An 18,731-nucleotide genomic window follows, 5' to 3' on the forward strand; every position below is an offset into this window, starting at 1 on the left:
TTTTTAGATTTATTTTGTACGATTTTTGATAGTTTATTTAGCATGGAAAGTAAAAGACAACAAAAGTTTGCCCGTCTTATTCAGAAAGAATTAGGTGATATATTTCAGGCAGATGTAAAAGGATTATTCAATGGAGCTTTTATTACAGTTACTACTGTGAGAGTAAGTCCTGATTTATCAATAGCTAAAGTTTATTTAAGTTTTTTGAACCAAAAAGATAGACAAGGTGTATTAGAAGACATTGAAGATAAAAATAAAGCTATTCGTAGTGAGTTAGCCAAAAGAATTGGTAAACAAGTTCGTATTATTCCTATACTACAATTTTATTTGGATGACACAGCAGAATATGCTTCTAAGATAGAAGGATTATTTAATAATATTGATATTCCTCCTTCTGACAAAGATTATAATATTGACTATAATGTTGATGAAACAGATGATGATGATTAGAATCTCATTTTTCTTAATTGTATATTTTTCTATATTATCTCAGACTTTCTCACAAAAATATACAGACTACAAACCCAAATATAATAGATTTGGTAAAAGGTATCTTATAGATAAGATAGAACATACCAATACTGAAACTATATTTTATTTTAGTTATATATCTGAATATGAGCATGGTACAGTTATTTTTTTTGGAAATAAACACCCTGAAAGATGGTGTGTTCAAAACGCAGATAATCCAAAAGAAGTTTTTTATCATACTGATGTTAAAAATATTCGTAAAAACGAAAAACTTATGGTTTCTTCTCTTGGGAGTACAGATGAAGTCTCTTATGAAACTAATAAAGATAATATATTTACTTGTGAAATTCACTTTGAAAAACTGCCTGATAGGGTAAAAAAAGCTCATATTTGGGAAGGGCTTGATATGAAAAATAGTGCTAGACATTTTCATTTTCTCAATGTAAAGCTCAAAACTTCTGATAACCCAGATTTGGGTGTTTTTAAAGATATGATTGAAAGACTCAAAAATTTTGAAGTATCTGTGATAGGAAAAGTAAAAAGTAAATGGTTGTTATCTAATTAAAAGATTACATTATACATGAGTTTTAGATTATATATATATTATTTTATTGTTGTTTTAAGCATCATATTTTCACAAAAATCTTTTGCTCAAAAATACACAGACTATAAACCCAAATATAACAAGTGGGCTAAAAATTATATTTTAGACAAAATTGAATATACAGATACCCGTACTATTTTTTACTTCAGATATGTATCTGAATTTGAGTATGGAACAGTAGCTTTTTTTGGTAATGGGCATCCAGAGAGGTGGTGCATAGAAAATGTCGATAATCCCGAAGAAACTTTTTACCACATTGATGTTAAAAATATTCGTAAAAATGGAAAGATGGTTCTTAATTCCTTAGCAGGGAGTCCTGAAGTTACTTATGAAACCCATGTAGGAGATATATTTACATGTGAAATTCATTTTAGGAAGCTTCCAAATAGAATTAAAAAGGCTCATTTATTAGAAGGTAAATATCAAAAAAGTTCTCGAAGGCACTTTCATGCTCTTAATGTAAAACTCAAAACATCTGAAGACCCTAATTTAGGCACTTTTGAGGATATGGTAACTCGAGTTCAAGAATTTGAAAGAATTAATTTAGGAACACCAAAAACAATATTTAAAATACCTCCTAAAGAGCAAAAAATTCCTCCTCAAAACCAAAAAATTGTTGTAAACAAACCTATTATCAAACTACAAAAGCCTGTAGCTCCTCGCTTAAATCCTCCGACTACTCCAGAGTATCCGCCAGAAGCAAAGGCTAGAATGTAAAAAAGGGTTTCAGTGCTGAAACCCTTTTTCGTTAAACAATAATTCCTTTTTCTATACCAATCTTGATATTCTCAAGCATAGTCTTTGTCATTTTATCCAAATCATAATCAGGTTTCCAGCCCCAATCATTTTGGGCTTGGCTATCATCAATGCTGTTAGGCCAAGAGTCTGCAATAGCTTGTCTGAAATCTATATTATAAGTAATGGTAAATTCTGGGATAGTTTTCTGGATAGATTGTGCTATTTCTTTTGGTGAAAAACTCATTCCACTCAAATTATAGGATGTTCTTACTGCAATTTTTGATGCATCAGCATGCATTAAGTCTAAAGTTGCTTTAATCGCATCATCCATGTACATCATAGGTAAGTATGTATTTTCTGAAAGAAAACACTCATAAGTCTTAGAATACAATGCTTTATGGTAAATGTCTACTGCATAGTCAGTTGTACCTCCTCCTGGCATAGATTTATAACCTATCAATCCAGGGTAACGCAAACTACGTACATCTACTCCATAACGTTTAAAATAATAGTTACACCAACCCTCACCTGCTTGTTTACTGATGCCATATACAGTAGTAGGTTCCATAGAACAAAATTGTGGAGTATTATCTTTAGGAGTGGTTGGTCCAAAAACAGCAATAGAACTTGGAAAATAAATTTTATGTAGTTTCTTCTCTATGGCAATATCCAAAACATTAATAAGTCCTTGCATATTAAGCTGCCAAGCATGTTTGGGATGCTTTTCGCCTGTAGCCGAAAGCATGGCTGCAAGGTGATAGATTTGAGTAATATTATACTTTTCTACAATTTCATTGAGACGGATAGGATTTAAAACATCTAATTTCTCAAAAATACCAAGTTCTTCCTTACGAATTTTGGCAGGCTCTCGAACATCAGAAGAAACCACTTGATTTTCTCCATATACATTTTTCAGGGCAGTAACCAGTTCAACACCCAATTGACCTGCCGAGCCAATAACTAAAATAGATTCTTTTTGCATGCTTTGTGTTGTTTCGTAGTAAAATTAATACTTTTTCGAGAAAAAATAGAATTTTTTTAAGCATTATTCATGAATAAAAAAGTAGTAAGTTTAGATAAAGGGTTGATTTTATTTTAATAGCTTTGCCCAAAATTTATAGATTGTATTTATCATTCATAGTTTATGGAAAATGTAGCTCATAAAATAGCATCTTTATTATTAGAAATTCAGGCTGTAAAACTAAGCCCCAATGCTCCTTTTAAGTGGAGTTCTGGATGGCTCTCTCCTATTTATTGTGATAACCGTCTCACACTTTCATATCCTGAAACTCGTACTTACATTAAAAATGCTTTTGTAGATTTAATAAAAGCTAAATTTGCTGATGTAGAAGCTATTGCAGGTGTTGCTACAGCAGGAATTCCCCAAGGGGCTTTGATTGCAGACGCAATGGGTTTGCCGTTTGTTTATGTACGCTCTGAAGCAAAAAAACATGGTATGACAAATCTAATTGAAGGCAAAGTTGAACCTAATCAGAAAATTGTAGTCATTGAAGATTTGATTTCTACGGGTGGGAGCTCTCTGAAAGTAGTTGATGCTTTAAGAGAAGCAAATTGTGACGTTTTGGGACTTGTAGCTATCATGACTTATGGCTTTGAAGTAGCTATACAGGCTTTTGAAGAAAAAAATGTTCCTTTTTATACTTTATCTAATTATAATTTTGTACTTGATGAGGCTCTTAAACAAAATATAATTGATACAAATATTCAAAAATCGTTGGAAGAATGGAGAAAAGAACCCAGTAATTGGCAAGGTATTTAATATATAAAGTGTAAACCAAATATTTATCTACTAATTAACTTACAGTTTGGCTTTAATTTTAAATATCCAATAGAAAATTATTCATAGATATTTGTAATATAATGATATCAAACATCATTATACTAAATATCTATTCAAAAAAGATAATCTGAAATAAAATATACAATGAATGAACTATAGCAACCAAATATTATTTCTTTTAAGTGCTTTGGGTATTTTTAATAGTATTATTTTAAGCACCTTTTTTGTATTTTTCAAAAAAAACAAAGCTATTTCAGACTTTTTTTTAGGTGGCTTATTATTCGTTTTGAGTATTAGAATTGGAAAGTCCGTATTTTTTTATTTTAATACTCATTTGTCTAGAATATATTTACAAGTAGGACTATCAGCCTGTTTTTTAATAGGTCCTATGTTATATTTCTTTGTAAAATCAAAATCACAGAAACTCAATTCTTCTTTTGCCAAATATAGTTTGGTCTTTCTTTTATTGTTTATTATTGTTTTTGGCATTCTTTTTCCATATCAAGAATACCCATCTTTGTGGGGAAATCAAGTTTATTGTATCATTAATTATCAATGGTTAATTTTTATTTTTTTATCAATCTACACAGCTAAATCTGTTTTTCAGAAATTATTTAATGCTCGTAACTTAATCACTCATAATGATATTTGGATTATGACAATTATAATAGGGGTTTCTATTATTTGGATTTCTTATTTTACGGGAAGATATACTTCTTACATTTCAGGAGCATTGACTTTTTCATTTAGTTTTTACATCTCTTTCCTTGTTATTTTTTATATCAAAAGCAAACCATCAGTTTCAAATATTACAAAAGAAAAATACATTAATAAAATAGATGAAAAATTAGTTAAAGAAATTCAAGATAAAATAATTACACTTTTTGAAACACAAAAAATTTATACAAATCCTAATCTTACTTTATCACTTTTGGCACAAGAGTTAAAGATACGCCCTCAGTTGCTCTCACAATTTATCAATGACAACTTGAATAAAAGTTTTGCTCAATTTATCAACGAGTATCGAGTAGATGAAGCCAAACAGCTACTAAAGAAGAATACACATTTGAAAATAGATACTGTAGGTATGGAATGTGGCTTTAATTCAAGTAGTTCCTTTTATAGTACTTTCAAAAAAATCACAGGCACAACCCCTTCAAACTACCAGAAAGCCTAATTTTTACTCCTAAAATATACATTTGGACTTCTCGATCATAAACTTGGAGTGATTTAAAATTTCAGCAATATAGTTTTGCAAAGATATTTTTAGATCATTAAAATTTTATGTTTAAGGCTTCTTATGAAAAACTCCATTATCAATTTTATAGTTGCATTTTGTTTCACGGCTTTGCAAAGTTACAGCCAAACCATCAGTTCTATTTCAGGAAAAGTAATAAGTACTTCAAATGAATTAATCATAGGAAATGTACTTGTATTGTCTGTTAAAGATTCTGTTTTTATTAAGGGAACAAGTTTTACAGACACAACCTTTATTTTAACCAATATCAATAAATCAGAAGTATTACTCAAGTTTTCTTCTTTATCATTTCCTGATACAATTATAAGAGTTACCTATAGAGGGCTATCTGATATTGATATAGGTACAATTGTTATGAAAGTAGATGAAAATGACTTGGAGGCTATTAAAGTTGTAGGTACACTACCCCTTATAAAACACAATGCCGATGGAACAATTGAAGTGAATGTAGCCAATACTATCCTCTCTGCTAGTAGTTCTATTACTGAAATACTTTCTAAATCTCCGAATATCATAGAGAATAATGGTCAATTATCTGTCTTTGGGAAAGGCGAGGCCATGCTTTTTCTTAATGGCAAACAAATTACAAATGAACGATTATCTTCTATACCTGTTTCTCAGATATTAAAGATTGAAATTATTTCCAATCCTTCTTCGAAATACGATGCAGAAGGAAAAGCAGTCATTAATATCATTACAAAAACCATTGTTGAAGCAGGCATTATGGGAACAATCAGTCAGCAAATTACTTATTCTGATTTTGCAGGAACTAACACACAATCATTTCTGGATTTGAGTTATATGAAGGGTAAATTTTCAGTAATCGGTAATTATTCATTGCTTTTGGGTGAAAATCGAATGTTTCTGCATACCACCAGAACCAGACCCTCAGTAGAAGAATACCTCAAATCGGATTTGACAACTGATTGGAGATATAAAATGAATAATTACTCAAACTATGGTTTAGGTATGCAATACAACTTTAATAGTAAAAGCAATATTTCTATAGCATATAATGGTTATTTAGAAAACATGGGTGGGTCTACAAGAAGCCAAAACACTATTGATACAAAAACTGATAATAGTTTTTACAGAAGCTATATTGACAAAGATGAAGAAAGAACCAATAATTCATTGACCTTAAATTATAATAAAACCCTTGATTCGCTTGGCTCTACTTTGTTTGTTGGGTCTCAGTATTCACAATTCAATTCTGATATTGATGACTTTATAACTGAGAATAAAACTGTTAATGGCGTAGATGGTATCAGGTATTTACAAAATGATGTGAATCATAACATAACTGTTTCAAGCAGTCAGTTTGATTTTACAAAAACATTTCGTAATCATAAGAAATTAGAAATAGGAGCCAAGTTTAGTTATGTTAGTACCGAATCTGCTACAAACTTTCTTATAGCAGATAATGGCAGTGAATTCATATTAGACAATAATCTATCTAATAAATTTAGGTATGATGAAAAGATACCCGCTGCATATTTCAATTATAGTGGATCCATCAATAAAGTAAATTTTGGAATTGGCATAAGAGGCGAACTAACTGATTATAAACTTAATACAAGTATAGGAAATGGACAAATCCTCACTGATAATTATTTTAATATATTTCCTAACTTACAGATAAACACTATCATTTCCAAATCGCTTAAATTAAGGGCTTCATATTTATCAAGAATAACAAGACCACGTTATCAAGCTCTTAACCCTTTTGTCATTTATCAAGATCCATTTACTACCATTGAAGGGAACCCAAATCTAATACCTGAAAAAGTACATGCTTTTGAGGTAGGAGCAAATTATCAAGATTTTGATTTTCGAGTAGGATATAATTACACAATAGACCCTCTTAACGCTGCTGCTCTAAGAGGCTTCAATCCTAATAGTTATGTTTTAAAAGCTATAAACTTAGACAAGGGTTACAGTTATTTTACATCCATTACTAAAAATACCAATCTCAAGTGGTGGACTTCTATCAACACTGTAAATCTTAGTTACAACAACCTGATAACCAATCAATATAATTTTGTTTTTGTAAACCCTAAACCACAATTATATCTCTATTCTAACAATACTTTCAATGTTAATAATTTATTCAAGGTACAATTGCTTGCATGGTATTTGGGTCGTAAGCAACAGGGTTTATATGATGAATACAGCAGATATTTGATAACATTGGGAGTTGAAAAAGATTTTCTGCAAAAAAAGTTAAAAATAAGATTTTTGGCTAATGATATTTTTACAAGAACCAATGCTTCAGGGTTTTATAGTGTAGGCCAGACAAATATTATTTATAACAGAACTTTCAATAATAGTTACTTTAGATTTATTGCCACTTTTAATTTTGGGAAACTAAAAAAATTCAATTTTAAAATTAAGTCAACTGGGCAGTCCGAGAATAATAGAGCAAACTAATTGAATCGCCATCTTAAGGAGTTATTATTCCAAACTCTAAAAAACAACATTAGAATCCTTCCATAATATTTTTAGATTTTTTATAAAATTGTAAAATGAAATGGAAGGAGAATTTTGTAGTCTAAATGTGTTTTATAGTGAAAAAAAGTACTTTTTAACAATTGTATTAAGAAGCGATTCTTTTACAAAATATCCACTCATTGCTACTTTTATAATACTCAATTATAATAGGGGTCTATTAGAAGAATAGATTTTAAAAGCTTGAAGGTTTTTCATTTGTTTATTTGCATCTTTTTTTACAACTTGTTTCGGAAATATACTTTTGTGATATGGAATACACTCAAAATCAAGAATCTCATGCTTTACGTGTGAAAGAATTAGAGACTATTATTAAAATTTGCGATGAACTCAAAAGTCTCAATAGTGATATTAATCCTTTTATTTATTTTCGTAAAGCTCAAGCCTTACTTGCCTTAGGTAAAGAGGAAGAAGGTTTGAGAGTTTTGAATATAGCTCAAGATATTTTTGAGGAAAACTATGGTACATTAGAAGATTCTTACTCTTGGAGTAAAGAGGTAAATGAGCTATATCTCAATATTTTAATAGAACAAGCTAAAAGACAAGAAAGAAATCCAGCAAAAGCTTTGTGGCTTTATAATGAGGCTTATCAGCTTACCAAAGAACCTGAACTACGTTATGAGTTTAAGCAAATGCGTCAGACTGCCTATCAAGATTTGGTAAATAGCCCAGTAGCTCTCAAACGTTTTGCTTATATTGAAGAAGATTTACCTAATACAGAGCCTGTTTCTATTCTTCCTTTATTAAGTTCAGATACAGGAAATATCAAATTGGTTGGCAATACAAACAAGAAAGGTTCTTTTTGGATTGCACATCCTTACAAAAAACGTATTTATTACGATTTTGAGCAAGCTAATCAATTAGCTTTCAACGATTATATAAATGAGTTTGTACAACTTGTTCAACATTTAGGAGCCAACAAAATTACTTTAGAATATATCAATGAAAGGCAAAATGAAGGCAAAAATGACCCTGCTGCCGAAAAACTCCCTGATGATGTAAGCAATCAGATTTCAAGAAAAGCTTCTTCAACGATTATCATACACGAATTTCATCCAAGACAAAGAGCTCATGTACCTACTCATCTGTCTTGGTATGCTTCTCAACAGGAGTGGCAATCTTTAGTTGCACAAAGGAGTCAGGGCTCACTAACTGAGGTAAGTATAACACTTAATTCTGCTAATATTTTACGTATTCAAGAATCTGATTTAGAGGAAGTTCAAGAGGAATTAAGAGAACTTTTAGATAATAACTACAAATCAGGAAAATCTGAAACTACCAATGTTCGCCAAAAAAAGCGAATTCGTAAAACTGGTAAGCAAGAGCATCATGATTTCAGTCTGCAAAGAGATTGGAAATATATTGAATGTAATATTAAAGTAGAGTTTACACCTTTAGAGCAACTGAAAGGAGAAATTATTGCAACAGAACTTGAAATCATTTCTTTAGATTTACCTGAACCTACTATTGAAAATAGAAAAATGGCAAGTGTGGATGTTTCTTCCATGATTCAGGAAGTAGTAGAAAAAATAAAGCCTATTGCTACACAACAGACTGAAAAACAAGAAAAAACAAAACCTATTGTTACACAGCAAAATGAAATACAAGAAGAAACAGCAACTCAGGAAATAAAAAAACAAGAGCCTGTCGTAAAGAAAAAAACACAGCAATTTTATTCCTCTGATGATGAAGAAACTGCTTATGACAAATGGAAAAAGCTGATTCAAGAAGAAAGACGCATTGCTAAGGAACTTTTAGAAGAACATGATAAGAACCCTGATGTAGAGAAAGTGTTAGATAAAATTATTACTGTTGAACCCAAACGTGAAAGAGATAATATATTAGACCCTGACATTACAGAAGAAGAAAAGAAAAAACCTGAGACAATTATTCTTGAAAAGAAAGAACCTTTAAAGGAAACTATTTCTTCTGAAGATACAAGAGATCAAGATGGGCTTACAGCTGATGAACGTTATTATTATGAGATGTTACAACATGCTTACCAAGATGGTAATGTATCTGAAGATGTACGAAAGGTTTTAGAACGTCGCCGTCAACGTTATAAAATTTCAGAGCAAAGAGCAAAAGAAATTGAAAAGATGATGCTGGATAAAAAATAACAGTTTATTAACTCATTTTTCATTAAGCAAAATTTATTTTCTTTTCCTTTTAGGAAAAGAACTTATTCTTATTTTCCTTTTTCTTTTCTCTAAAACTATCATCATCCTCTTTTTACACTAAAATTTATAACATTTACACCCACCAAAACTATGATTTGTTTTAATGTTGGTCCTTCTAAAGTCTATCCACAAATACAAGGATTTTTACAAGATGCTTATAACCAAAATATATTGAGTATGCCTCACCGTAGCCAAGATTTTATGGATATGGTGAAAAAAACTATTTTTTTGGTAAAACAAAAACTGAATATTCCACCTCAATATACAGTGTTGTTTGCTTCTTCTGCAACAGAATGTTGGGAGATTTTGGCTCAGTCATTGGTTACAAAAAAGAGTTATCATATTACTAGCGGAGCTTTTGGCGAAAAATGGTATGATTATACACATGCTATTCATAGAACTGTAGAAAAACATAGTTTCGAGATAAACGAAAATATGAATATCACAAAAGTACAAACGTTTTTTACATTTGCAGAACGCAGAACGGGCAAAGCTGAATTAGAAGAAAAAGCATTGATATGTTTTACACAAAATGAAACCTCCAATGGTACACAAATACCAATGAGTACTATTGAAGAAGTGCATGAAATGTTTCCTAAACAACTCATTGCTGTTGATGCCACTTCATCTATGGCAGGTGTGAATTTTTCGTGGAAAAGTGCTGATATTTGGTATGCTTCTGTACAAAAGTGTTTTGGGTTACCTGCTGGAACATCCATTATGGTACTTTCACCAAGAGCTGTGGCTCGTGCTTCGGAGATTGGAGAGAAAAAGCATTACAATAGTTTACTAAAAATGTGTGAAAATATCGAAAAATACCAGACTACACATACCCCTAATGTTTTAGGTATTTACCTCTTAATGAGAACTTTGGACAGCATACCTTCTATCAAAGAGACTGATGAGCTTACTAAAAAAAGAGCTAAAATTTGGTATCAATACTTCGAGAAACACCCTTTATTTAAACCTCTAATAAATTTGGAGGCTGTTCGTTCTGACACTGTTATTGCTCTAAAAACTTCTAAAGAGATTATTCCAACACTCAAAGAAAGAGCAAAAAAAGCAGGTTTTTTATTGGGAAGTGGTTATGATAGATGGAAAGAAAATACTTTTAGAATTGCCAATTTCCCTGCTATTACAGATGCAGAAATTGCTAAACTCAAAGATTTTTTACATAAATATGAAGACTAAACAGTTGAATACGTTAAAAAAACTAAACTATTCTTAACATATCAAACTTTTATATAAATGATACATTCTACCACATTCGATTTCTTAAAAAATCTGAAAAAGAATAATAATAAAGAGTGGTTTGATAAAAATCGTGATGCTTATGAAAAAGCAAAAAAAAACTTTTTAGAGTTCACAGAAACCCTCATTGATGGTATTTCTGAATTTGATGAAAATATTTATCATGCTCATTTAGATGCTAAAAGTTGTGTATCAAGAATAAACCGAGACATTCGTTTTTCAAAAGATAAAACACCTTACAAGAGTAATTTTTTTGCAATCATCAATCAGGGAGGAAAAAAAAGCCCTCTTGGTGGATATTTTTTTCAGTTGGAGCCTAATGAGTCATTTTTGGGTGGAGGTGTGTATATGTCTGAAGCTTCTATTTTACAAAAAATAAGAAAAGAAATTGATTACCATTTTGATAATTTTCAGGAGATTGTAGAATCCAAAACATTCAATAAAGCATTTAAAGATGGTATTAAATCTTCTAGTATATTGGCTCGCCCCCCAAAAGGTTATGAAGCTGATAATCCTGCTATTGAGTATCTAAAAAGGAAAGATTTTTATACACTAAAATACCTCACTGACAAAGAATTACAAAGTGAAAAGACTATCACTTCTATTCTCGAAGGTTTTGCAACCGTAAATCCCTTAGTGAATTTTATCAATGGAGCTTTTAAATAGTTTCTTGCTTTTGAATATCCCAAATAGAAATCATTCTATCGTCACTTCCAGAAATTAGAAAATCTTGATAAGATGTCCACAATAGTTTATTGATAGACGTTCCATGTCCTGCATAACGAGCTTTGTCTATAACTTTCAGGAGTTTAAAAGTTTGAGCATCCCAAATTTTGATAGATTTATCCATACTACAAGAAGCTAACAAATTGCCTTGGGGACTAAAAACCAGATGATTGATAGCAAAAAGATGTGCAGGAATATTATAAATATTTTTGTAATGATTTTCTACATCCCAAACCTTCAAATGGGCATCTCGCCCACCACTAATCAGATGTTTGCCATCTGGCGAATATGTAAGTGTAAAAACAGAATTTTGATGGGCTTCGAAGTTTTGTAATGTACTCAATGTCTTTGTATCAAAAATTCGAATATAATTATCACTAAAACCTACTGCAAAAAACTCTCCTGATGGGTGTAAGGCAATACTTCGAGCTGATTTATCTGTTGTTTTTACAGTATTTCGAATGCTCCATTTATCTAAGTCTATTTGCTGAATAGAGCCATCTGCATAAGCCATTAAAATCAGGTTATCAACTATTTGAATATCAAAAATAGATGTATGAGTAGTTTTTAGGGTACGTAATTCTTTTATTTTTTCTAAATCAATGAGATGCAATCCTTCTGTATTTTGCCCTACAAGTAACTGATTTCGTTCTTTGATGAGTTTGAGAGCATATACAGATTGTGGCACTTGAGCCACCAATTTCCCAATTTCAGGGTTTTCTAAATTCCAAACAGCCACCAATCCATCTCCACCCGAAGAAAAGAAGAGTTGATTCTCTAATCCTGATTCTAATGTATAAATGCAATCTTTGTGTCCTGCAAGTGTATTGATTTTATTTGCTTGTAGTTTCATTTTATACTTTGAGTTTGTCTAACATTTTATTCTTAGGCAAGGCAATCAAATACTAAAATATATTTGTCTATCTTTATTTCAAGAACTTTAAAGCAAGATGAAAATTCAAATCGAAGATTTACTGATAATTTATCTTGTCTGCTTTTTTTGCTACATTATCTCATTTTTAAAACTCAAACTTTAATCCTCCAGTTGGAAATATAGCTAATCCATCATAGTAAGTTTTTCCTTTTAGATAATTAAAACTCTCACTATTTGCTATTTGTCAATTTAGTATATTTACTACATCAAAAAAAGTTGTAAATTTTATTTTTTTTAAATGGAAGGCATAATTTATACGAATATCTAAACTTGAAAAATAGGGCAGTCGCCCTTGATTTCTACCTAAAAGCTCCATACCATAAAGGTAATTATTTCCATTGTTTAAAATGTTAGTATATATTTGGTAATTATCTGTTGGTCTGCCTGTTGCATATCTATATTTTCCTGATAACGACATTCTCTTATTCACTTGGTAGCTTAACATTAAGTTTATTTGATGGGGCTGACTAAATGCAAAGTTATACTCCCCTAATCCATCCTGATCATTTCTTTTTACCTCCATGTAAGAATAACTAATTATACCATGCCAGTTTTTATTAAGCCTTTTGGTTAGGCTTACATCAATTCCTTTTCCAAAACCTTTCCCATTATTATTCCTTAAAATACTTCCATTAATAGGTGTTGTAACCATATTATTAAAACCCTTATACCAACCCTCAATCATGATTTTAAAATCATTTGGCAAATAAGACTTGTAAGAAAATATATATTGTTCCACTCTTTCCATTTTTAAAATATTTTCTTGTGGAAGGTCGGCTATATCTGAATAAACAGGATCTTGATAGTAAATGCCTAAACCAAAGCTTAAACTATTATTATCATTTAAATAATAACTAATATTCCCCCTTGGTGCGACTACTATCTGTTTGGAAAAATTGCTATAATCTGCTCTGATACCCACATTAATGGAGAGTCTGTTGCTTAGTTCTATAAAATAACTGATAAATGCAGAACTGTTCAAAAAATAGTCTTTAAAATTAGAATTTACAAGATTAGGAGTTATCACTTGAAAGTTTTGAGTAGAATCTAATAATTGATTTCGCCTAAATACAAAGTTGGTATCATTGACAAGTAACTTTCTATTATTGAAAAGTTGTAAAATATCTGCTTCAATGCCAATGGTAATTCTGTCATTTTTCAATACTGAAGTTTCAAAAACAGAACGATACCCCCACTTATTTTCGTTATATTCTTGGGTCTGAATAGGATTTATAAAATTGTATGTAGTGTTTTTAAGTGTTCCTGTAGAATCTTTTTTGGGATATGCTTTACCAACATTTACGTTAGATGTATAGTTAGTGAAATAAAGGATATTTTTCCATATACCTTTTTTTTTCACTAATGTTCTCATGTTAGCTCCAATAACAATTTTATTGCGTTTGAAATTTGGAAGATAAAGTAAGTTAAGCTCTTTATCGGCATAAACATTGTCCATGTTTCTCACAAAGCTTTCAGGACAAACCATTGCAAGAATAGATAATTTGTTCTTTGAATTAATTTCTGTTGTTGTTTTTAAGATGAAATCTCCATAAGAAGGAAGCCCTAAATTTTGTAATCCTACTAAGTTTACAAGTGGATAAAAATTTTGGTATCGACCAGAAATAAACATAGTCGTTTTTTTATTGAAATAACTAGGTCCATCATAGTTGAGAGTAATACCTAATAAATCTACTTGCCCATCTATAATGATGTTTTCTTTATTTCCTTCTTTAATACCTAATCCCAAATAAGAAGCACTTCTACGACCAAATTCTGCTCCAAATGCCCCTCCTTGAAAAACAGCATTATCAATCACTCTTGGTGCAAAAATACTGAATCTACCACCATTAGGGTCATTAAAAAAGCTATTTCCTTCCAAATGTCCTACCTCAGTAAGAGGAATATCATCTACCATATATACATTATCTCGTACTCCCTGACCACGAACAGCAATAGCAGAGTATATTCCTCCACTGCTAGTAACACCAGGTAACATACCAATAGCTCTAAAAATGTCACCTTGTGCACCTGGATTAAGAGATATTTCATCTCTACTAAAGCTAAAAGTTGATATAGGCTTCATTTTATTATTTTCATATCGAAATGATTGTACCTGTATTTCAGGTAATATTTTATCGTCTTCAGAGAGTTCAACGGTGACAGATAATATTTTATCTTTTAAGACGCTTTGGTCTGGGATAATTTTAGTTAAATATCCTGCATAGCTTACTTGAAAAGTATAGTTGCCAGCAACTACATTATTGATAGAGAAATTGCCACTTGTATCTGTAATGGCTCCTTGTTTTGTTTCTATAATTTGTATATTAGCTCCTATTAAAGGCTGTTTTGTTTTTTCGTCAATTATGGAGCCTTTAATTGCCCCTTTTGTATATTGCTGAGCATTGAGCATACCACCTTCGAATGTAAGAAATGGTATAAGTATCAATTTTATTATAAATTTGATTATTTTATAGTTATTATAATCAAGTAACATATCTTTTAGTTAGGATAAAGTATCTAAGAAACTTATAATCTAAAACATCAAATACCTTCTACCAATATTGTTGAATTATTTGCTTCATTTCATTAAATACATGACCTCCTGCAAGGATTTCCTTTCCAAACACAAAATCATTATCTCCATTAAATCTGCCTACCTGTCCACCTGCTTCTTGTACCAATAGTCCACCAGCTGCTACATCCCAAGGTTTTAAATTAAACTCAAAAAAGCCTTCAAAACGTCCACATGCTGTATAAGCCAAATCTACAGCAGCCGAACCAAGTCTTCTGAGTCCGTGAGAACTTTGCATCAGAGCATTTAAAATTTGTAAATATTCTGTATTTTTTTCAAAAAAGCGATAAGGAAAACCTGTTGCAAGCAATGATTCAGAAAGTGTTTGAGCTTCTGAAACTTGTATTTTTACACCATTGCAAAAAGCTCCTTTTCCTTTAGTTGCGTAGAAACATTCTTTCTTATTTACCTCATACACAACTCCTAACACCACCTCATCACCATCCATTAAGGCTATACTAATAGCAAAAATGGGCAATCCATGTATAAAATTAGTTGTTCCATCCAAAGGGTCTATTACCCAATGAAACTGTTTATCGCTAATAATATGAGTCGAAGGATTTTCTTCACTAATAAAACCCGCTTCGGGCATGAGTTTTTGTAAACCATCTATAATACGTTTTTCAGCTTCTTTATCTACATATGAAACCAAATCATTGAGACCTTTATGTTCAATATGCTTTTTTTCAAAAATTTCATTTTGTTGGGCAATAAACAAACCTACTTTTCGGGAAAGGTCTGAAACATAACGACAAAGAATTTCTAATTCTGACATAGTATTTCAAGTTTTAATTATTCATCTTCAGATTCTATACTTTTTCCATCTTTTCCTTCTAAAATCAATACTATTTCGCCTTTTACACCTTTTTTGGAAAAATGTTGGAAAGCTTCTTGCAACGTTCCATTAAAAGTTTCTTCATAGATTTTGGTAAGTTCCCTCGAAACAGAACAACGTCTATTTGCTCCACAATGTTCAATGAGTTGCTCCAAAGTTTTTAAAAGACGATAAGGCGATTCATAAAAAACAACTGTTCTATTTTCTTCTTTTAAAATTTCCAAACGAGTTTTTCGACCTTTTTTATGAGGCAAAAAGCCTTCAAATACAAATTTATCCGTAGGCAAACCCGATTTCACAAGTGCTGGCACAAAAGCTGTTGCTCCTGGTAAACATTCTATTTTTAAATTATTTTCTAAACAAACTCTCACCAATAAAAAGCCAGGGTCGGAAATAGCAGGCGTTCCTGCATCCGAAACAAGGGCAAAAACTTCACCTTTTTGCATTCTTTTTACAAGTTTATCTTTTATTTGATGTTCATTGAAATTATGATAACTCTCTAAAGATTTTTGAATTTGATAATGTTTGAGCAATACAGAAGCCGTTCGAGTGTCTTCAGCAAGAATACAATCTACTTCTTTTAAAATTCGTAAAGCCCTCAGGGTAATATCTTCTAAATTTCCGATGGGTGTTGGGACAAGATATAAATTGTTTTTTTCGGACATGGTTTCTACCTTTGCAAAAAATTTCTTGAAAATACAGTTTTCCCGAAATTTTGCCAAACAAAATTCAATGCAATTTGGTTTTTAATTTAATCATTACATTTTTTGATACCATGAAAAAATACCAACTCAAAGTAAAAGAGATTGTACACGAAACACCCGAAGCTATATCTATCATATTGGAGCAACCAGAAAATGAAATTATCAATTTTAAGGCTGGACAATTTCTAACTTTTAATTTTAATTTAGGAGGAGAAACCATTCGAAGAGCTTATTCACTTGCCAATTGCCCTTATACTGAAAAGGATTTAAAAGTTACTGTAAAAAAACTCAAAGACGGAAAAATATCTAATTTACTCAATAACAGCTTAAAAGAAGGCGATTATTTGGATGTAATTGAACCTATGGGACATTTTACACCTGAACTAAACTCCAAAAATGCTTTTTTCTATGTTTTATGGGCTGGAGGTAGTGGTATCACCCCTATTATGGCCATGATAAAAGGTGTTCTGCATCAGGAGCCTAACAGTAAAATAATGCTTGTATATGCCAATAGAGATGAGTATAATATCATTTTTCAAACAGAACTTGATACTCTTCAACAAAAACATCCCCAACAATTAGAAGTTATTCATGTTTTAAGTCAACCACAAAATGGGTGGAATGGCTACAAAGGCAGACTTGACAGCACCAAAGTATCTGAAATATTAGCTAAAATTCCACAAAACATGCCTGTCTCACAGTGGATGTGCGGACCTGAAGGTATGATGCACACAATCATAGAGACATCCGAAAAATTAGGTTTTAGTAAGCCTAAGAAAGAAAATTTTGCTGCAAGCATTGAAGAATCAGCTCAAAAGAAATTAGATGAAAATTCTAATACTTTGATAGAAAGAGAAATTACAGTAAAATATGATGGCGAAACCTATAAATTTAAAGTTTCACCCAAAAAATCTATTTTGGATGCAGCTTTGGATCAGAACATAGACCTGCCATATTCCTGCCAAAGCGGACTTTGTACTGCTTGTATGGGCAAATGTATCTCAGGTAAAGTAATGATGACAGAAGATGATTGTCTCACAGACCAAGAGATGAGCCAAGGCATTATTCTTACTTGTGTAGCTCATCCACTCAGCGATGATGTAGTGATAGATATTGACTAGAAGCGAAACGCCTTGAAATTTCAAGGCGTTTTCTTTATTTCTTTAATTTCAGCTTTCAGAGCCTCTATTTCTTTGGTTAGGCTTATGAGATGTTTACTCAACTCCTGATTATTTTCTTTTAGGGAGTTTTCCATATTTTTTAATATTTTCTTTTCTTCTAAAATATTCTCTGCATTGATTTTTTCTTGTACTTGGGATGTAAGTACTGCCACAAATACATTGAAGCTAATAATTACAGTAAGAACTACAAAACTGATAAAATACCCTTTGATAAACCAAGAGTTTTCGTAATGGCTACTGGCTTGATACATCATATCTACCCAACCCTCCAAAGTCATAATTTGAAAAAGTGATAAAAATGATGAACCCAAACTACTAAAATCAGCATTTTCGTACTTATGATGGCTAAACAAGTATATTCCAATAATAGAATATATATAAATCAGAATACCTAACAATAAAGCAAACGAAAATACTGTAGGGATAATGCTTACAATTTTACGTTCTACTTCTTTAAGTTCTTGACTTACCTCTAAGAGCCTGAGAATACGCAAAACTCTGAACAAACGTCCTACAACCAAGAACTCTGGATGCTCAAATAGATGAACGATTAAGCTAAAAATACTAAATCCTGTTATCAAGAAATCAAACCAATTCCAGAAACCTTTTTCTTCAAAATGAATAGTTGAAATTTTCCCTTTATGTTTTTCTAGATGAAATAGCTTAAAAAACTGTAATACATTAGGCTCTGCAACGATTCTAATGATTATTTCAACAGCAAAATAAGCTGTAAAAATAGAGTCTATTACTTGAAAAACAGGCAAATGAGCAGGAAAAGATGTTTCTATACCTAAAACAATAGAACAACATATAATCATAATACTAGTAAGTCTTATAAAAAATTTGCTTTCTACAACACTTATTAATTTTTGAGAGCCCATAAGATTTTGTTTTTTAGTTTGCAATCAAATATAAAAAACGTATTACAAAATTTGTTTGTTTTTTTTTGTTTTCTTAGCTTAGGGCTA

16 protein-coding genes are annotated in these 18,731 nt (G+C 31.1%); 10 read left to right on the top strand and 6 right to left on the bottom strand.

All coding sequences use genetic code 11. From position 1 onward, the window contains the following. The first annotated feature begins 42 nt into the window (after positions 1-42). From AD998_17285 to AD998_17295, 3 genes are read left to right on the top strand one after another with little or no spacing between them, the layout of a single operon-like run. The gene (locus AD998_17285; GenBank protein KOY87649.1) at positions 43-450 is read left to right on the top strand and encodes a ribosome-binding factor A; all 408 of its coding nucleotides are present in this window, start codon (positions 43-45) and stop codon (positions 448-450) included. After that, positions 440-1,036 (top strand): hypothetical protein, encoded by a 597-nt coding sequence (locus AD998_17290; GenBank protein ID KOY87650.1) that lies wholly within the window; start codon positions 440-442, stop codon positions 1,034-1,036. Before AD998_17285 ends, AD998_17290 begins: the two co-directional genes overlap by 11 nt. Positions 1,037-1,051: 15 nt before the next feature. Further along, positions 1,052-1,792, top strand: a complete 741-nt coding sequence (locus AD998_17295; protein KOY87651.1) for a hypothetical protein — start codon at positions 1,052-1,054, stop codon at positions 1,790-1,792. 31 nt (positions 1,793-1,823) lie between these two features. Here AD998_17295 and AD998_17300 read toward each other — a convergent pair whose 3' ends face one another. Beyond that, entirely contained in the window at positions 1,824-2,795 is a 972-nt protein-coding gene (locus tag AD998_17300) for an NAD-dependent epimerase (GenBank protein ID KOY87652.1), read from the bottom strand. A 162-nt stretch (positions 2,796-2,957) separates the two neighbouring features. Between AD998_17300 and AD998_17305 the strand changes: the two genes are divergently transcribed. The 6 genes from AD998_17305 to AD998_17330 all read left to right on the top strand — a co-directional run bounded on the left by AD998_17305 (position 2,958) and on the right by AD998_17330 (position 11,477). Further along, entirely contained in the window at positions 2,958-3,593 is a 636-nt protein-coding gene (locus AD998_17305) for an orotate phosphoribosyltransferase (GenBank protein KOY87653.1), read from the top strand. Positions 3,594-3,762: 169 nt separating this feature from the next. Continuing rightward, the gene (locus tag AD998_17310) at positions 3,763-4,791 is read left to right on the top strand and encodes a hypothetical protein (protein KOY87654.1); all 1,029 of its coding nucleotides are present in this window, start codon (positions 3,763-3,765) and stop codon (positions 4,789-4,791) included. 123 nt (positions 4,792-4,914) lie between these two features. Beyond that, positions 4,915-7,302 (top strand): TonB-dependent receptor, encoded by a 2,388-nt coding sequence (locus AD998_17315; protein ID KOY87655.1) that lies wholly within the window; start codon positions 4,915-4,917, stop codon positions 7,300-7,302. 329 nt (positions 7,303-7,631) lie between these two features. Beyond that, positions 7,632-9,500 (top strand): hypothetical protein, encoded by a 1,869-nt coding sequence (locus AD998_17320; protein ID KOY87656.1) that lies wholly within the window; start codon positions 7,632-7,634, stop codon positions 9,498-9,500. A 150-nt stretch (positions 9,501-9,650) separates the two neighbouring features. Further along, the gene (locus AD998_17325; GenBank protein ID KOY87657.1) at positions 9,651-10,751 is read left to right on the top strand and encodes a hypothetical protein; all 1,101 of its coding nucleotides are present in this window, start codon (positions 9,651-9,653) and stop codon (positions 10,749-10,751) included. Positions 10,752-10,808: 57 nt separating this feature from the next. Next, complete coding sequence (locus AD998_17330) at positions 10,809-11,477, top strand: hypothetical protein (protein KOY87658.1); 669 nt, start codon at positions 10,809-10,811, stop codon at positions 11,475-11,477. Here the strand turns inward: AD998_17330 and AD998_17335 are convergent. The 4 genes from AD998_17335 to AD998_17350 form a co-directional block, all read right to left on the bottom strand. Beyond that, a complete protein-coding gene (locus AD998_17335) occupies positions 11,470-12,390 on the bottom strand; it encodes a hypothetical protein (protein ID KOY87659.1) in 921 nt (306 codons plus the stop codon). The genes AD998_17330 and AD998_17335 overlap by 8 nt on opposite strands. Before the next feature lie 265 nt (positions 12,391-12,655). After that, a complete protein-coding gene (locus AD998_17340; protein KOY87660.1) occupies positions 12,656-14,965 on the bottom strand; it encodes a hypothetical protein in 2,310 nt (769 codons plus the stop codon). 58 nt (positions 14,966-15,023) lie between these two features. Beyond that, on the bottom strand, positions 15,024-15,818 hold the full coding sequence (locus AD998_17345) for an inositol-1-monophosphatase (protein KOY87661.1): 795 nt from the start codon (positions 15,816-15,818) through the stop codon (positions 15,024-15,026). 17 nt (positions 15,819-15,835) lie between these two features. Continuing rightward, a complete protein-coding gene (locus AD998_17350; protein KOY87662.1) occupies positions 15,836-16,543 on the bottom strand; it encodes a 16S rRNA methyltransferase in 708 nt (235 codons plus the stop codon). 110 nt (positions 16,544-16,653) lie between these two features. On the opposite strand from AD998_17350, the gene AD998_17355 reads away from it, so the two are divergent. Further along, positions 16,654-17,703 carry a hypothetical protein gene (locus AD998_17355; GenBank protein KOY88268.1) on the top strand — a complete coding sequence of 350 codons (1,050 nt, stop codon included), beginning with the start codon at positions 16,654-16,656 and terminating at the stop codon, positions 17,701-17,703. A 20-nt stretch (positions 17,704-17,723) separates the two neighbouring features. Here AD998_17355 and AD998_17360 read toward each other — a convergent pair whose 3' ends face one another. Then, entirely contained in the window at positions 17,724-18,644 is a 921-nt protein-coding gene (locus AD998_17360) for a hypothetical protein (GenBank protein ID KOY87663.1), read from the bottom strand. Positions 18,645-18,731 lie beyond the last annotated feature (87 nt).

This window comes from bacterium 336/3, from assembly GCA_001281695.1.
Classification (GTDB): domain Bacteria; phylum Bacteroidota; class Bacteroidia; order Cytophagales; family Thermonemataceae; genus Raineya.